General features: G+C 65.7%; 12 protein-coding genes. 2 read left to right on the plus strand and 10 right to left on the minus strand.

The window, feature by feature from the left end; genetic code table 11:
• Positions 1–68 precede the first annotated feature (68 nt).
• From QOL62_RS07785 to QOL62_RS07800, 4 genes are all read right to left on the minus strand, one after another.
• Positions 69–476 (minus strand): hypothetical protein, encoded by a 408-nt coding sequence (locus QOL62_RS07785; RefSeq protein WP_103729030.1) that lies wholly within the window; start codon positions 474–476, stop codon positions 69–71.
• A 74-nt stretch (positions 477–550) separates the two neighbouring features.
• Complete coding sequence (gene tldD / locus QOL62_RS07790; protein ID WP_283405825.1) at positions 551–1,969, minus strand: metalloprotease TldD; 1,419 nt, start codon at positions 1,967–1,969, stop codon at positions 551–553.
• Positions 1,970–2,011: 42 nt separating this feature from the next.
• Positions 2,012–2,209 (minus strand): zinc-finger domain-containing protein, encoded by a 198-nt coding sequence (locus QOL62_RS07795; RefSeq protein WP_103729032.1) that lies wholly within the window; start codon positions 2,207–2,209, stop codon positions 2,012–2,014.
• Between the two features lie 97 nt (positions 2,210–2,306).
• Entirely contained in the window at positions 2,307–2,876 is a 570-nt protein-coding gene (locus QOL62_RS07800; protein ID WP_103729033.1) for an FMN-dependent NADH-azoreductase, read from the minus strand.
• Between the two features lie 253 nt (positions 2,877–3,129).
• Between QOL62_RS07800 and gyrB the strand changes: the two genes are divergently transcribed.
• Positions 3,130–5,688, plus strand: coding sequence for a DNA topoisomerase (ATP-hydrolyzing) subunit B (gene gyrB / locus QOL62_RS07805; RefSeq protein WP_103729306.1), 2,559 nt, complete (start codon positions 3,130–3,132; stop codon positions 5,686–5,688).
• A 132-nt stretch (positions 5,689–5,820) separates the two neighbouring features.
• On the opposite strand, the gene QOL62_RS07810 is transcribed toward gyrB, so the two are convergent.
• Positions 5,821–7,059: a UbiH/UbiF/VisC/COQ6 family ubiquinone biosynthesis hydroxylase gene (locus tag QOL62_RS07810; RefSeq protein WP_283405826.1), complete on the minus strand. Its 1,239-nt coding sequence runs from the start codon at positions 7,057–7,059 to the stop codon at positions 5,821–5,823.
• Positions 7,059–8,732, minus strand: a complete 1,674-nt coding sequence (locus tag QOL62_RS07815) for an alkaline phosphatase family protein (protein WP_283405827.1) — start codon at positions 8,730–8,732, stop codon at positions 7,059–7,061. Before QOL62_RS07815 ends, QOL62_RS07810 begins: the two co-directional genes overlap by 1 nt.
• A gap of 96 nt (positions 8,733–8,828) precedes the next feature.
• Here QOL62_RS07815 and QOL62_RS07820 point away from each other — a divergent pair, with 96 nt between their 5' ends.
• On the plus strand, positions 8,829–10,856 hold the full coding sequence (locus tag QOL62_RS07820; protein WP_283405828.1) for a protein-disulfide reductase DsbD family protein: 2,028 nt from the start codon (positions 8,829–8,831) through the stop codon (positions 10,854–10,856).
• A gap of 5 nt (positions 10,857–10,861) precedes the next feature.
• On the opposite strand, the gene QOL62_RS07825 is transcribed toward QOL62_RS07820, so the two are convergent.
• From QOL62_RS07825 to lgt, 4 genes are all read right to left on the minus strand, one after another.
• Complete coding sequence (locus tag QOL62_RS07825; RefSeq protein ID WP_283405829.1) at positions 10,862–12,253, minus strand: M16 family metallopeptidase; 1,392 nt, start codon at positions 12,251–12,253, stop codon at positions 10,862–10,864.
• 11 nt (positions 12,254–12,264) lie between these two features.
• Positions 12,265–13,716: a M16 family metallopeptidase gene (locus tag QOL62_RS07830; RefSeq protein WP_283405830.1), complete on the minus strand. Its 1,452-nt coding sequence runs from the start codon at positions 13,714–13,716 to the stop codon at positions 12,265–12,267.
• A 175-nt stretch (positions 13,717–13,891) separates the two neighbouring features.
• The gene (locus QOL62_RS07835; protein WP_283405831.1) at positions 13,892–14,938 is read right to left on the minus strand and encodes a class I SAM-dependent methyltransferase; all 1,047 of its coding nucleotides are present in this window, start codon (positions 14,936–14,938) and stop codon (positions 13,892–13,894) included.
• On the minus strand, positions 14,938–15,822 hold the full coding sequence (gene lgt / locus QOL62_RS07840; protein WP_283405832.1) for a prolipoprotein diacylglyceryl transferase: 885 nt from the start codon (positions 15,820–15,822) through the stop codon (positions 14,938–14,940). The genes QOL62_RS07835 and lgt overlap by 1 nt, the downstream gene beginning before the upstream one ends.
• Positions 15,823–15,899 lie beyond the last annotated feature (77 nt).

The following is a 15,899-nucleotide window of genomic DNA, read 5'->3' on the forward strand; positions in this document are numbered from 1 at the left end:
ACGCATCTTCAAGCAAAAGGCGGCCGGAATGAACCGACCGCCCGACTGTGCACAGGAATTTCCCGGATTCAGTTCGCCTTGGCGACCTTCCTGTAGGGGACGAATTCTTCAAGCCCCACGAAGCCGTTCCACATGTTCCCGGCATAGCGATCGTGCAACTGCACAGCGTCGAGCCGGCACAGCTGCGACCCGCTTGTGCGCGTCACCAGAATGTCATCGTCGTCGAGTTGCTCCGCGTTCTTCGGGCGGTTCACATAAAGCGTGCCGCCGACCCGATACACGATCGCTGTCTTGTCGATGACGGTGGAATTGCGCGATTGGGAGAGGGAGATGCAGTTCACCGGTTCGCCGGCTTCGCGCCCCTTGAGCAGTTTGGCGAGCTTCTCCTCTCCAGTCTGCTCGGTCCGGGCGTTGGCGGCTGGCATGGCGAGCACCGAAGCGATAGCAAGCGCCCCGGCGAGTGCGAGCTTGTTCATGGTCTTTTCCTTGTTGACGCGCCCCGCGTTGATCCTGCGTCTAGCACGCTTCGACTGAACCGGGCCTGACCGTTTCAGGCGGTTCCGCCCACGGTAAGCCCGTCGATCAGGAGGGTAGGCTGGCCCACGCCTGCAGGAACGCTCTGGCCGCCTTTCCCACAAACGCCGACGCCGCGGTCGAGTTCCAGATCGTTGCCGATGCCCTTGACCCTGGTCAGCACTGAAGGCCCGTCGCCGATCAGCGTGGCGCCCTTGATCGGCGCGCCGATCTTTCCATCCTCCACCAGATAGGCTTCAGTGCAGGAAAACACGAACTTGCCAGAGACGATGTCGACCTGCCCGCCGCCGAAGTTCCTGGCAAAGATGCCTTTCTTCATGCCTGCGAGCAGTTCGGCAGGATCGTCCTTGCCCCCCTTCATGAAGGTGTTGGTCATGCGCACCTGCGGCGCGTGTGCGTAGTTTTCGCGGCGGCCGTTGCCGGTCGGCTCTACGCCCATGAGCCGGGCGTTCAGCCGATCCTGCATGTAGCCCTTGAGGATGCCGTCCTCGATCAGGACCGTTTCGCGCGTCGGCGTCCCCTCGTCATCGATGGTGAGGGAGCCGCGCCGACCGGGAATGGAGCCGTCGTCGACGATGGTGACGCCCGGAGCAGCCACGCGTTCTCCGATGCGGCCGGAGAAAGCGGAGGTGCCCTTCCGGTTGAAATCGCCCTCCAGGCCGTGACCGATGGCCTCGTGCAGGATCACGCCCGGCCAGCCTGGTGCCAGCAGCACGGGAAACTCGCCTGCGGGGGCATCGATGCTTTCAAGGTTCACCAGAGCTGTCGCGAGCGCTGCGTCGATGCCCTCGTTCCAGTTTTCCGGCTTGAACAGGTCGTCGTAGAGATACCGGCCGCCCATTCCGAACGATCCGGTTTCGCGCCGGCCGTTGCTTTCCGCCACGATAGACACGTTCAGCCGGACGAGCGGACGCACATCGGTGGCGATGTAGCCGTCGGGGCGGACGATCTCGACAACCGACCATGAACCGGCGAGGCTGGCGCTGACCTGCGCGACGCGAGGATCACGGGACCGCGCCGCCGCATCGATCGTCTCCAGCAGACGCACCTTCTCGGCGAAGGGGATGAGATCGAGAGGCGATGCCTCGGTATAGAGCTTCGCGTTGGTGCGCTGAGGCGGCGGGGGACGCAGGCCCGTTGCCGGGTCCAGCAGGCGCAGCGTCTCTCCGGCACGGCGTATCGCGGCTGCCGAGATTTCGTTGGCGTGCGCAAAGCCGGTCATCTCGCCGGAAACCCCGCGAAGGCCGAAGCCCGCATCGCGCGAATAGTCGGCCGTCTTCAGGCGACCATCGTCGAACCCGAAAGCCTCACTGGCGACGAACTGCATGAACAGTTCGCCGTCTTCGCAGGACGTGAGTGTCTCCGCCGCCAGCGCCTGCGCGTCTTCAGGCGAAAGTTGGGTGTAAAGGAGCGAGCGCGGGTCGGTGATGGTCATGCCCTCGATATAGGAGGCATGAGCCGCGCCGCAAAGACTGGATCAGGCCGCCTGCTGGTCGGCCGGCCCGCCCTTCAGGACGAAGCGCCGGTCGCAGTACCCGCACTCGGCAAAGCCCTTCTCGTCGATTTCGAGCCAGACGCGTGGATGGCCGAGAGCGGCCCCGGCGCGAATGTCAGTGGCCCCGTCGCAGAAGACGCGGTGGGATTCGGTGAGGACGGTTTCGGGCGGGTTGTTCATAATCACCACGGATTACCAAGGGTGGCAGGGGATTTCCAGATGGGAATGTCATCGCCGCCCCGAACCTCTCCGGGGCGGTCACGACGTTTTCCCCGGCTCAGGCGGGGATGGCGAGCGCACCCGCCTGCTCCACGGCTGCCGCCACGGCCTTTGTCCGCGTATCGGCGTCGATCGCAAGCCCCTCCGCCACGACGAAGACGGGATCCTGGATGCCGACGAAGCCGAGAACGGCACGCAGGTACGTCTCGGCGTGCTCGACTGCCGCTGCCGGTTGGCCGTCTCCATAGTACCCCCCGCGCGCCAGGGCGATGAAAACCTTCTTGCCGCCCGCAAGACCGACCGGACCTTCCGCCGTGTAGCGGAAGGTCTTCCCCGCGATCAGCACGCGGTCGAACCAGGCCTTGAGCTGGCTCGGGATCGTGAAGTTGTACATCGCCGCACCGATGACGAGGACATCGGCGGCAAGGAACTCTGCAAGTTCCGGCGTACCTTCGGGATTTCCGAGGACGTCGAGGGTGAGGTGAGGCAGCGGCTCTGCGACAAGGTCACGGTGTACCACCTCGAGCGAGGGATCGGCGGCGCGCAGGGCGGCGACGATGGCGCCCGAAACGGCTCGGCTGGCGGAGTTTTCACCCGTGATGCTGGAGTCGATGTGCAAGAGCTTCATGGCTGCAGACCTTTTTGATGGGTATTGAGGGAGAGGTTCGTGTGCAGATGTGGTCACGCCCATGTATGGTCCAGCCCACGCCGGACCAAGCCCTGATCTGCGCACCCTTTCGGCTTCCTATCGCACCGCGCTGCCTTCCTGCCGCCGAGCGGCGGTCGACCGGCTCCCGCTCCTCGCCGCGACCTTGTGGATAAACCCCGGGGCGGTGCCGGTTTTGCTTGGGTTTACCCCCCTCAATCCCTATATGCTCGCCATGGCTAGCAGTGACGAGACCCCTGCCGAAAACGGCAAGAACCAGAACTCCTACGGCGCCGATTCCATCAAGGTCCTCAAGGGCCTCGACGCGGTCCGCAAGCGCCCCGGCATGTACATCGGCGATACCGACGATGGCTCGGGTCTGCACCACATGGTGTTCGAGGTTTCCGACAACGCCATCGACGAGGCGCTGGCGGGTCATTGCGATCTGGTGCTGATCGAACTCAACCCTGATGGCTCGGTATCCGTGGAAGACAACGGACGCGGCATCCCGACCGGCATTCACGCCGAAGAAGGCGTGTCGGCAGCCGAAGTCATCATGACCCAGCTTCATGCGGGCGGTAAGTTCGAAAACACCAGCGACGACAACGCCTACAAGGTTTCAGGCGGCCTTCACGGCGTCGGCGTTTCGGTGGTCAACGCCCTTTCGGAATGGCTCGAACTCACCATCTGGCGCGATGGCGAGGAACACTGGATGAAGTTCGCCAACGGCGATGCGGTAGCCCCGCTCGTCGTCAAGGGGCCTGCTCCCAAGGTGGATCGCAACCCGGACGAGAACGGCTTCAAGAAGGGCACCCGCGTCACCTTCCTCGCGTCGACCGACACGTTCAAGAACGTGACCGAGTTCGATTTCGACAAGCTGGAGCATCGCTACCGCGAACTCGCCTTCCTGAACTCCGGCGTGCGCATCCTGCTGCGCGACAAGCGCCATGAAGAGATCAAGGAACACGACCTGTTCTACGAGGGCGGGATCGCGGCCTTCGTGAAGTATCTCGACCGCAACAAGACCGCGCTGCTGGCAGAGCCGATCGCGATCTCGTCCGAGCGGGACGGGATCGGCATCGACGTGGCGCTGGAATGGAACGATTCGTATTACGAAAACGTCCTGTGCTTCACCAACAACATTCCGCAGCGGGACGGCGGCACTCACCTCGCCGCCTTCCGTGCGGCGCTGACCCGCACCCTCAACAGCTATTCGGAAAAGTCCGGGCTGCTGAAGAAGGAAAAGGTTTCGCTCACCGGCGATGACATGCGCGAGGGGTTGACCGCGATCGTCTCCGTCAAGCTGCCCGATCCCAAGTTCTCGTCACAGACCAAGGACAAGCTGGTCTCCTCCGAAGTGCGCCAGCCGCTCGAAAGCCTGATGGCCGATCGCATGAACGAATGGCTGGAGGAGAACCCCGCTCACGCCAAGGCGATCGTCCAGAAGATCATCGACGCAGCCGCCGCTCGCGAAGCCGCGAAGCGCGCCCGCGAACTCACCCGCCGCAAGGGCGCGATGGACATCGCCTCCCTGCCCGGCAAGCTGGCCGACTGCCAGGAGCGTGATCCTTCCCTGTGCGAACTCTTCCTGGTCGAGGGTGACTCGGCAGGCGGTTCGGCCAAGCAGGGCCGCGACCGCAAGACGCAGGCAATCCTGCCCCTGAAGGGCAAGATCCTCAACGTGGAGCGCGCGCGGTTCGATCGCATCATCTCGTCCAAGGAAGTCGGCACGCTGATCCAGGCGATGGGCACTGGCATCCGGGACGATTTCAACCTCGAGAAGCTGCGCTACCACAAGATCGTCATCATGACGGACGCTGACGTCGACGGCGCGCACATCCGCACCCTGCTGCTGACGTTCTTCCACCGCCAGATGCCGGACATCATCCGCGCCGGGCACCTCTTCATTGCCCAGCCGCCGCTCTACAAGGTCGCGAAGGGCCGCAGCGAAGTCTATCTCAAGGACAACGCCGCGTTGGACCGCTATCTGGTGGAAGCCGGCCTGAACGGGCGCCTGCTCGAATCGGACAAGGGCGCCCGCTCCGGCCCTGATCTCGAAGCGCTGGTCGAACACGCCATCCGGTTGCGCAACCTCATGGCCTTCGTGCCGCGCCGCTACGATCCCACGATCATCGAAGCGCTGGCGCTCTCCGGTGCCCTCGAGCCCGACCTTTCCGCCGACGCCCGCGGTGCGGCACTGGCGAAAACGGCGAAATGGCTGGATCGCGGCGACACCGAAGCCCGCTGGTCCGCGCGATTGACGGAGGACGGCAACGTCGAAGTCGAGCGCCTTTGGCGCGGTGTCACCGATCACCACAAGATCGAAGCCTCGTTCCTCGTCAGCGCCGAGGCGCGCAAGCTTGCCCGTCTCATGGCCGAGAGCGCCGATGTCTACGAAGGCACCGCCCGCCTCGTGCGCGCTACCGCCGGATCGGCCGAGCCTCAGCCCGAAACGCTGAACACGATCGAGGTCGAAGGCGAAGATGAGCCGGTCGCCGCGCGTCCGGCAGCAGGGGCCGACGTGATCACCCGGCCAAGCCAGCTTCTCGAACTGGTGCTGGCCGCAGGGCGCAAGGGTTTGTCGATACAGCGCTACAAGGGGCTGGGTGAGATGAACGCCGATCAGCTGTGGGAGACCACGCTGGACCCGGACAACCGCGCGCTTCTGCAGGTCAAGGTCGAAGACGCCGACGTCACGGACGAGATCTTCACCCGGCTCATGGGCGACATCGTCGAGCCGCGCCGGGACTTTATCCAGGAAAACGCCCTCAACGTGGCAAACCTCGACGTCTGATACGCGATGCCGGCCAGCCCGTCCCTCCAGAGAAACGGGTTGGCCCATCGATCGCACAGGTGCAAGGGTATGCGGCAGCCCTGACCCGGATGACCGGGCCGGAGAGCCCGGTCCCGGCAGAAAGCGTCGTGCTTACGCCTGCAGCAGCTCGGGAAGTTTGCCAGACATTCCCCGCGCCTCGTCCATGAAGAAGCGCTTGAGCGTGGGGATCCGCTGCACCGCTCCCATGCCGAGGCGGCGCACTGCACTTGCCGTGCGCCCCGGCACACCGAACAGGCGCGTGAGCCCATCGGTCACCGACATGACCATGAAGGTATCCAGGCTGCGCCACTTTTCATAGCGCGCCAGCAACTGCGCATCGCCCGGATCGAGCCCGAGGCGCATGCCTTCGCTCAGCACTTCGACAAGAGTACCGACATCGCGAAGGCCGAGGTTCAGGCCCTGCCCGGCGATGGGGTGCATTCCATGCGCGGCATCGCCGATCACGGCAAGCCGCTCCCCCGTCACCTTGCCGGCATGGTGGAAACGCAGCGGATAGCTCATGCGAGGCGCTGACAACGAAATGGTGCCAAGAACACCGTGCATCCGTTCAGCCACCTCGTTCACGAACATCGCGTCCGGCATGGCGATGACGCCGCCGGCGTCCTTCTCGCCGACCGTCCAGACGAGGGCGCTGCGATGACGCCCCTGTGCGTCGTCCAGCAGCGGCAGCAGGGCGAACGGACCTTCGGGATAGAAGATTTCCCAGGCGGTATTGCCGTGCGGCTTTTCGTGGAACAGACCGGTCACCATCGCGCGGTGATCGTACTCCCACTTCGCGAGGGCGAAACCCGCCTCATCGCGCGTCGGAGACTGGCGCCCTTCGGCAGCTACAAGAAGCGAAGCGCGCAGAACGCGCCCGTCGGCAAGCTCCACCTCCACGCCGTGCCCGTCGCGGTCGCGGCGGATCGCTTCCGTGCGGACATGCCAGGCGATGTTCGGCTCATCCCTTGCCGCATCGAAAAGGGCGATCCGCAAGTCACGGTTGGCGAACATGCGCCCGAGGCTGCCTTCCTCCGCCTTGGGCGTGAAGTCGATGCGGCCGGGCTTCATGCCGTCCGTCACGGCAATGGAATCGATCGGACAGCCCAAGCCGTCCAGCCGGTCGGCAAGGCCGATGTTGGTGAACAGGTTCCAGCTCGCCGTGGATATGGCGGACGCGCGTCCGTCGGCACCCTCTGCGACCAGATCGGCGGGATCCGCGCGGTCGATGACATGGCTGGTGATGCCTACGCGCGCGGCGGCGAGTGCCAGCGTCATGCCGACAAGTCCGCCACCCAGGATGATCAGGTCGCGGCGCTCAGCCGCGGCAGAGATATTCGAGTCGTTCATTACCCGCAGCTATCGGCCTCCCCGGCGTAGATGTCGAGACACCTGCCGTCCCACGTGCCGGCCGGTGCCTTCAGGCCGACGAGAGCGGCCAGGGTGGGTGCGATGTCCACCGTCTCCACCGGCTGCGCCTGTTCCATGGGCGACAGGCCGCTGCGCCAGAAGAGCATCGGCACCCGGCGGTCATAATCCCATGGGCTGCCGTGCGTGGCGGTGTAACCGGGCTGGGGCTTCGTGCCGGGCACGACGGCGCGCCGGGTCATCATCAACACCTCGCCCGAGCGCTCCGGGTCGAACGACCCGGCAACCCGCTGGATCTCGGTCCAGTCCTGCGGGTGGCCGCTCGGCACCTCGACCGCCTTCAGCTCTTCGGCGGTGTAAACGCCGGAGATCTGCGGATTGGCCTTGAGCTGGGCAATCAGGGTGGCGACCGCCTCGCGATGCTGCTCGACGGTCAGGGTCGCGTTGACCCAGATGTCACCCGAACCGCCTGCGCCGTAGAACAGCGGCCCTTTCCGCGGCACGATCCCGGTCGCCTGTGACACCGAGGCCGACAGAGCCGAAGCGGTAAGCGCCGGGTCAAGTCGGCTGGCTTCCGGCACGCCCTGCAGCTTCATCCTCTCGGGTGCGTCCGCCCCGCCGTGATCGGCGCTGAGAACGACGGCATAGTCGAGGCCGCGCTGGTCGAGTGCGTCGAGCAGTCTGCCGATGGTCTGGTCCAGCACCGCCATCTGAATGCACATCTCCACGCCCTCGTTGCCATAGGCATGGCCGACCTTGTCCGTCGCCGAATAGCTGACGGAAAGCACATCCGGCACGGCATCCTTGCCTAGCGGCATCTCGTCCAGCAGGCGAATAGCCATGTCCGTGGTGACTTCATCGGTGCGAGGGCTATTGAAGAAGCCCTTGGCGTCCCCGGCCGTCACCGGAAACCGGTACGTGCCGATGGTGAAGCCGCCCATGTCGATGGCGCGGTCGACGCCGCGGCACCAGTCAGGCGCGGGAAGTTCCGGGGCGCCGGCATTGATGGCGGTCGCAAGGGCGGTGTTCTGCGCGACGGCGGCAGGCGATACCCGCCTGCCGTCGTACGTGACGAAGCGGTTGCCGCGTATCCAGTACGCCGCGTCCGTGGTGTGACCACCCATCATCACCACCGCGCGATCCTTGAACGAGACGGCCGCGTTGATGGTCGCCGGATCCTTCTTCTTCAAAAGATCACCCAGCGTCGGCGCCTTGAGATGCATCGGGCTGACGACCGGATTGTCCGAATCGCTCTTCGGGTTCGTCTCGTCTTCGGAGCAGTAGACCTTCTTGTCAGCGCGACCGATCCCCGGGACGAACCAGTCGTTCGCGATGATGCCGGTGCGGTTGGGATGCACGCCGGTCAGCAGGGTGGAATGTCCGGGGCATGTTTCGGTCGCAGCGTGCGACTGGAAACCGGATGGAAACACCGCCCCCTGCAGAAGCCGCTTCAAGCCCTTCGAGTAGCGCTCGCGGTATTGCTGGAACAGGTCCGCGGAGAACTGATCCACCGAGATCGCAACGAGCAGCCGGGGCGGCGCTTTCGGGGCAGGCGGAGCTGTCGGCTGCTCGGCCGGCGCGGCCTGCTGAGCAGCGGCGGGAACGGCCGAGCCAATCGCGAGCGCAGCGGCAAGCGGAAGTAACGGGAGGCGCATCGAAGCGAGGTTCCTTGAAAAGTCTGCGCGTTAGGGGCAGATGCTGGATGACCGGATCGCGGCCTGAGTGCAAGGCCCTCAACCCCACGGAGCATCATGCAAGCGCGCCGCTATCGCCACGTTATGACGCTGCTGTGTCATCTTCTGGCTTTTCTCTGCCTTTCCGCACCTCTGGCCGCGCAGGCGCAAACGAGGGCGAACCACATTGCGGCGGAGCTGATTGCCGGGCCCGTGCTGGACGGGCGGGCGACCTTGGCGATCCGGATGACACCGGATAGCGGTTGGCACGGCTACTGGCGCAATCCCGGTGACGCCGGGCTCGGCATGCAGCTGGAGTGGGATCTTCCCCAAGGCGTGACGGCCGGGGAGCCACGCTACCCCGTGCCGGCGACGCTGCTGGTGCAGGGCCTGATGAACCATGTCTATGAACGCGAGTATGCCGTGCTCGTGCCCCTCACCGTGGCCAGCGCTTCGCGCTCGCTGCCGGTCAGGGTGAAGGCGCAGTGGCTGGCCTGCACTGACCAGATCTGCGTTCCCGAACGCGCGGAACTTGCCACTGAGATCAGGCCCGGCGCGGCTCATGATCCACGCATGGACGCGTGGACCCAGCATCTGCCCGCACCGCTCGATACGACGGCGACCTTCGAGCTGGACGACCGGGAACTGCGGCTGGCGGTACCCCTGCCCGCCTCGGTCCCACTGCAGAGCCCTCACCTCTTCATTCAGCAGGACAAGCTGGTCGACTATGCGGCGCCACAGGCCTTCAGTCGGAAAGGCGACTTGCTGCTGGTGACGATCCCGCGGGCCCGGTTCGATCCGCGGGAGACGAGCGCTGTGGACGCTGTCCTCAGGCTCGATGCCGCCGGCAACGGCATCGCTCTGAGGGCGAGCGTCGGGCAGGTGCCGGGCGGCGGAACCGCTGTTGCCGGCAGCAATGCTCCGGCCCTGCCGCCCTTGCCATGGCTGCTGCTCGCGGCTCTTGCGGGCGGGCTGCTGCTCAACGTGATGCCCTGCGTCTTCCCGATCCTCTCGCTCAAGGCCCTGAGTCTGGCGCGGGCGGGGGAGAGCGAGGCCCATGCACGGGTCGAAGGGGCCGCCTATGCCGCAGGCGTCGTCGCCGCGTGCATGGGACTGGGCGGGGTGCTCCTGATGCTCCGGGCGGGCGGTGAGCAGGTCGGCTGGGCGTTCCAGCTGCAGGAACCGGGTGTCGTCATCGCCCTGTTCGCGCTTGCCGTCGCCATCACTGCCAATCTTCTCGGAGTGTTCGAGTTCAGCGTGCCGGGTTTTGCCAAGGCGGGCTCGCCGCAGGGTGCCTTCGCCACCGGCCTGCTTGCCGCTTTCGTCGCGACGCCCTGCACCGGTCCGTTCATGGCAAGTGCCATGGGCGCCGCACTCCTGCTCCCCGTCGGCCCTGCCCTGCTGCTCTTCGCCATGCTGGGGCTGGGAATCGCGCTGCCCTTTCTTGCCGTCTCCTTCGTGCCCGCCCTGCGCGCCCGTCTCCCGCGGCCCGGCAAGTGGATGGTCACCTTCCGCCGCGTCATGGCCGTGCCGATGGGGCTGACCGCACTCGCCCTCGCATGGCTGATCTGGCGTCTCGGAGGGCCCACATCGCTTGCCTATGTGACGGTGCTGGCGGTGCTGGTGCTAGCTCTTCTCGGCCTCGTCGGCAGGGCGCAGCGCAGCGGCAGGCGCGCGCTTCTCCCGGCCTTCGCCACGCTTGCTGTGCTGGCGGTGGGCGTTCTGACGATGCCCGACCCGGCGCCGCAGTCCCGGCCGGAGGCTTCCATCCTCAAAGCCCAAGTGTTCTCGCCCGAGGCGCTCGATCAGGCCAGGCGTAGCGGCAAACCGATCTTCGTGTACATGACCGCTGACTGGTGCCTTACCTGCAAGGTCAACGAAGCGGCGGCCATCGAGCGGGAGGAGACGCGGGCCGCGTTCCAGAAGGCGGGCGTCATCGTCCTGCGCGGCGACTGGACCCGCCGGGATCCGGCGATCACCCGCTACCTGACCGAGCGGGGCGCAGCGGGCGTGCCGCTGTACGTGTGGTACGACAAGGAAGGCAGGGCAGAAACCCTCCCGCAGGTGCTCACCCCGGCCGTGCTGGAGCAGAAGGCCGGGGTTTGAGCGGGCTACTTCTTCGGCAGCTCCGGAGCGATCTGCGCAACCTTTTCAAGCTGGGGCCGCACGCTCTGCATGGGGCCGACCACAACCACGCTGAGGCCGTCTACGGGAAGCTCCCGCTTGGCCGCCGTCTGGAAGTCGCTCGCCGTCAGGGCATTGGTACGGCCGACGAAGCCGTCAAGGTAGTCGGCGCCAAGACCCAGTACGTCGAGGGTGGAGAGCCGCATCGCCAGTCCATCGCGCGAAGACAGGCCAAGCACGAAGGTGCCGTTCATGTAGTTGCGGATCCCCTGCACTTCGGCATCCGTGGGCAGCGTGTCCTGCATCACCCGGATCTCCTTGTAGATCTCCGATATGGCTGGTCCGGTTGATTCGGCGGTGATGTCCGCATCCTCCACCCAGCTGGTGCCCTGCACACGCTGCATCAGCGCCGCTCCAGGCGAATAGGTGTACCCCTTGTCCTCACGGATGTTGCGCGTGATGCGTGAGGAAAAGTAGCCCCCCAGAAGCGTGCTGGCTGCCCGGAAATCGACATCGTAGCCCTGCTGGTCCACGCGCTTGCCGATCCAGACGGTCGACTGCGGGGCTCCGGGCCGGTCGATGAGGACGACCTTGGCGGGCGGTGCAGGGGGAGCCGCCACCTGCGTCGGTGGGGCGCCGGGCATCCAGCTCTGGAACGCCTTCTCCACGGCCGCGCGAACAGTTGCCGGATCGAACCGCCCGACCACGTAGAGGTGCGTGCGGGTCGCACCGAAGTTTGCCTTGTGAAACGCCTTCACCTGATCCAGCGTGTAGCCCGAAAGCTGCTGCGCGGTAGGGAAAGTGCGCCCGTACGGGTGGTTCGGGTAAAGCGCCGCCGCAAACGCTTCGGACGCGATCGAGCCGGGGGTGGATTTCGCCACGGTCAGCGTACGGCCCAGATCCGCCTTGACCTTTTCCAGTTCCGAGGCCGGGAAATCCGGCCGCTGCAGAACGTCCGCCACCAGGCCGATGGCGGCCGGTGCCGAGTCGCTGAGGACGTCGATCATCGCGGAGGTCGAATCCGGCCCCGTCGTCAGGGAGAGATTGCCGCCCATGCCGGCTGCGGCCTCGGCCAGCTGGTTGGCATCGCGTCCCCCCGCACCCTTCTGCATGAGGGTGCCGGTCAGATCGGCGAGCCATACATTCTGTCCGTCATCGATGTTCCCGGTTCGCACGGTGGCGAGGATCGTGACCTTCGGCACGTTGCCGTGCTGCGCCATCGTCACCTTCATGCCGTTGGGAAGCGTCAGTTCGGTGAGGGGCGGGAGCGCAAAGGGCTTGGCAGGGGCGGCGGCGGGCGGCGTCTCCCGCGCCAAGGCAGGCATGGGGACGATCGCCAGCGCCGCCAGCGGAAGGACGAGATTGCGGATCTTCTTCATCGTTCGCTCCTTCACTTCGTGGCGGTGGTGGTGGCGGTGGGGACCGCAGCGGCCTCGCCGCTCGGTGCGGCCGCGCCCGGCTTCAGGCTGATGATCGTGCGGTTGGTGGGTCGCAGGTATTCCCGCGCCGTCTTGCGGATCAGTTCGGGCGTGACCTGACCGATCTCCGCCTCCAGCCGGTTGATGCGTCCCGGATCGTCATCGAACAATGCGAAGCTGGCGAGCAGGTTGACGAGGCCGAAGCGGTAACCGTCTCCCAAGGTATCGTAGAGCTCGGAGCGGGCCTTGGTCTTGGCACGGTTCAGTTCCGTGGCGCTGACGAGGTTATCCTGCAGATCCTTCACCACGGCATCCACATCCGCGAGGATAGCGTCGTCCGTCACGTCGGCGCCATGGATCAACGTCCCGGACCAGAGCATCGGTCCGTTGTAGTCGTAGGGGCTGCCCAGCGGCCAGTTGATCCCGCCCGAGACGTTGCCGGTATAGCCCTTCTCGTTGACCAGCACCTTGGTGAGACGGCTGTCGGCGCCCTGGATCAGCATCAGGTCGATGAGCCGCATCGCCGCCCATTCGGGTGTGTTCTTGGGCGGGACGTGATAGGCCCAGGCAAGCGCCGGCTGCGGAGCGAGCGCATCGGTCTTGACCGCGCGCTTCTCCTGCGTCTGGCGAGGCTCGGAGATGTCGGGGAACTGGAGATTCCTGGAAGCCGGTATCGGGCCGAAGTACCTCTCCACCCAGCCCATCACCTGCGCCGGGTTGACGTCTCCAGCGACCACCAGCACGGCATTGTTCGGCGCGTAGTATTCGTCGAAGAACTGCTGTACGTCGCCCAGGGTGGCCGCGTCGATCTCCTTCAGGTCACCGTAGAAGTTATGGGCGTTGTACCAGTTGGTGTTGGCCAGCTGGGGCAGGTCCAGCCAGGGGAAGCCGCCGTAGGGCTGGTTGAGGACATTCACCTTGACCTCGTTCTTCACCACACCCTGCTGATTGGTGAGGTTCTCCTGCGTGATGGCGAGGCCCTTCATTCGGTCCGCCTCGGCCCACAGGAACGTCTCGGTCGTGTTGCTGGGGATCGCCTGATAGTAGTTGGTGAAGTCGAACCGGGTGGATCCGTTCAGCACGCCGCCGTTGGCGTTCACCAGCCCGATGAACTCCGCCTTACCGAGGTTCTTTGAGCCCTGGAACATCATGTGTTCAAACAGGTGCGCAAATCCGGTGCGATTGCGCGGTTCAAGGCGGAAGCCGATGCCGTAGTAGACCCCGATGGTTGCGGTAGGCACGGAGCGGTCCGGTGAAATGACGACCTTCAGGCCATTGGCGAGCTTGTGATACTCGACCGGCACCTCAGCCTTTACGGGAGACAGGGCTGCAACGGCCCCGGGCGCCGCCGACGCTGCGGGGGCGATCACCGCCGCCAGTGATGCGGCCGCAAGGAAGGCGGCTCGGTAGATGCCGAGTTTCATGGCGATGTGTTCTCCCCGAAAGTCCCTGTTGATCGAACGGCGCCCGGCCCCGTCCGGACGTCCTCGGCCCGGTCCGCAGCCTTGCGACGAAACCAGACTAGCCAGCGCTCAACGGATTACAATCATCGATCTGCGGGCGATCCGCGCCGCTACCGGACCCGAGCGCCGGACGCGATCAGAACCCTGCGCCGGCTGGCCAGTTTCGCCCCGCAAGCCCCATGACCTTGAACAGCTCGCCCATCTGCTCGGGCTGGATCAGGCGATCCCGAGCCGTCGCGATCGCCTCGGCATGATCGGGAGCGGCAGCGCTGAGCTGGGCCGCACGCATTTCGATGCCGAGCGCGCGCAGGAAATCCCCCTGCGTGGCCGTACCCAGATGACGCGCCCCGTTCGCCAGCGCCACATCCTTCATCGCGGCGAAGTCGACCAGACAGGTAAGGTCCGCCTCACCCGGCATTTCAAAGGGATCGACCTTCCGGTGCGCGCGAATTGCCTGCAGCGTGGATCCGGTTCGGGGTTCGGCATAGCCGTAGTCGATCAGCAGGGCCGTGCCGCCCTGCGCCTGCAGGCGCCGCGCGACTTCGTCGACCACCGCAGCCGCACCGGGACAGGTTTCGATGAGCGTCTGCTCGGGCTCATCGCGCCAGCGCTCGGGAACGGCGGCGTCCATCGGCCGGTCCCCGGCGACCGGCACGAACCGGTCGTCCCGAAGGCCCACCATGCGTTCACGCCATCCTTCGGCCGTCCTGACCATCTGACGCACCGGCAGCGCGTCCAGGAATTCATTGGCAACCAGCAGCAGCGGCGCATCGTCGGGAAGAGTGTCGAGATCGTCGTGCCAGCGTGCATCAGGCACGATCCCCGCCTGCACCTGGCGCAGGGCCGCGGACCCTTCGACCAGATGAACCGTCGGATTCAGCCCCTGCCTTCGCATGACCCGCAGCGCGTCGCGGGCCAGCGTGCCCCGGCCGGGGCCCAGCTCGACGTAGTGTACCTCCGCCGGTGCTCCGGCACGCGACCAGATGTCGACCAGCCACAACCCGATGAGTTCGCCGAACATCTGGCTGATCTCGGGGGCAGTGATGAAGTCACCCGCGCCGCCAAGCGGATCCTTCCCGGCGTAGTAGCGGGCGTTCGATTCGCCCATGTACTGCTGCAGGGTAATGGGCCCGCCATTGGCGATCAGCCGGCGAAACACCGCCGCCAGCGGTGGCTGCGTCATCAGGTGATCTCGATGGGGCGCCGCATGGACAGCTCCGGACGGCCGAGCGCCCGCGCGACCAGGAACAGGCCGAGCAGGATCAACGGAACCGTGAGCCACTGTCCCATCGAGAGGCCGGTCGCCTGCGCGAAGCGCTGGAGCTGCGCATCCGGTTCGCGGAAGAATTCGACCAGGAAGCGGGCGGATGCGATGCCCACCGTGAATACGCCGACGAGCAGGCCGGGACGATAGCGGGCACGGCTCTTCCAGAACAGCGCGAGCATGACCACGATCATCAGCGCGCCTTCCAGGGCCGCCTCGTAGAGCTGGCTGGGATGGCGTGGAAGCGGCCCGGCATCCGGGAACACCATGGCCCAAGGCACGGAGTTGGGAGCGACGCGGCCCCACAATTCGCCGTTCACGAAGTTGGCAAGGCGGCCGAACAGCATCCCGAACGGCACACAGACGGCGATGTAGTCCGCCACGCGCACGAAGTTCAGTTGGTTGCGCCACGCGACCCAGGCCATCGCGAGGATGACGCCGATCAGGCCGCCGTGGAAGCTCATGCCGCCGTGCCACAGCTTCAGAAGTTCGGCGGGATGAGCCCACAGGCTTGGTATTTCGGAGCTGCCGCCAGTGTAGAAGGTGGCGTAGCCGAGCCGGCCACCGAGAATGATGCCGATCGTGCAGTAGAAGAAGAGATCATCGGCGTGCCGCTGGGCAAGCGGTGCGCCGGGAGCCTTGATCATGCGGCTGAGGTGCCAGTACCCCAGCACGATGCCGGCGAGATAAGCCAGCGAGTACCAGCGAAGTTCGAAACTGCCGATGCGGAACAGGTAATTCTTCAGACCGAGATTGACCCAGTAAATCGGTTCGGCGGCTTCGCTGGCGGCAGCGGCAAGCATTGTCAGAGACAAGTGATGGACCTCGCGTGGTTCATGTCCTGGCAGGCCGGACGGCCTTCTGTCTGCGGCTTCTGGCA

Origin of the sequence: Novosphingobium panipatense (genome assembly GCF_900182875.1) — a bacterium.
Lineage (GTDB): Bacteria > Pseudomonadota > Alphaproteobacteria > Sphingomonadales > Sphingomonadaceae > Novosphingobium > Novosphingobium panipatense.

What these genes read in the sequence shown, in the direction of transcription:
- QOL62_RS07785 (WP_103729030.1), bottom strand. Translation starts at nt 476, where the DNA reads ATGAACAAGCTCGCACTCGCCGGGGCGCTTGCTATCGCTTCGGTGCTC.
- tldD (WP_283405825.1), bottom strand. Translation starts at nt 1,969, where the DNA reads ATGACCATCACCGACCCGCGCTCGCTCCTTTACACCCAACTTTCGCCT.
- QOL62_RS07795 (WP_103729032.1), bottom strand. Translation starts at nt 2,209, where the DNA reads ATGAACAACCCGCCCGAAACCGTCCTCACCGAATCCCACCGCGTCTTC.
- QOL62_RS07800 (WP_103729033.1), bottom strand. Translation starts at nt 2,876, where the DNA reads ATGAAGCTCTTGCACATCGACTCCAGCATCACGGGTGAAAACTCCGCC.
- gyrB (WP_103729306.1), top strand. Translation starts at nt 3,130, where the DNA reads ATGGCTAGCAGTGACGAGACCCCTGCCGAAAACGGCAAGAACCAGAAC.
- QOL62_RS07810 (WP_283405826.1), bottom strand. Translation starts at nt 7,059, where the DNA reads ATGAACGACTCGAATATCTCTGCCGCGGCTGAGCGCCGCGACCTGATC.
- QOL62_RS07815 (WP_283405827.1), bottom strand. Translation starts at nt 8,732, where the DNA reads ATGCGCCTCCCGTTACTTCCGCTTGCCGCTGCGCTCGCGATTGGCTCG.
- QOL62_RS07820 (WP_283405828.1), top strand. Translation starts at nt 8,829, where the DNA reads ATGCAAGCGCGCCGCTATCGCCACGTTATGACGCTGCTGTGTCATCTT.
- QOL62_RS07825 (WP_283405829.1), bottom strand. Translation starts at nt 12,253, where the DNA reads ATGAAGAAGATCCGCAATCTCGTCCTTCCGCTGGCGGCGCTGGCGATC.
- QOL62_RS07830 (WP_283405830.1), bottom strand. Translation starts at nt 13,716, where the DNA reads ATGAAACTCGGCATCTACCGAGCCGCCTTCCTTGCGGCCGCATCACTG.
- QOL62_RS07835 (WP_283405831.1), bottom strand. Translation starts at nt 14,938, where the DNA reads ATGACGCAGCCACCGCTGGCGGCGGTGTTTCGCCGGCTGATCGCCAAT.
- lgt (WP_283405832.1), bottom strand. Translation starts at nt 15,822, where the DNA reads ATGCTTGCCGCTGCCGCCAGCGAAGCCGCCGAACCGATTTACTGGGTC.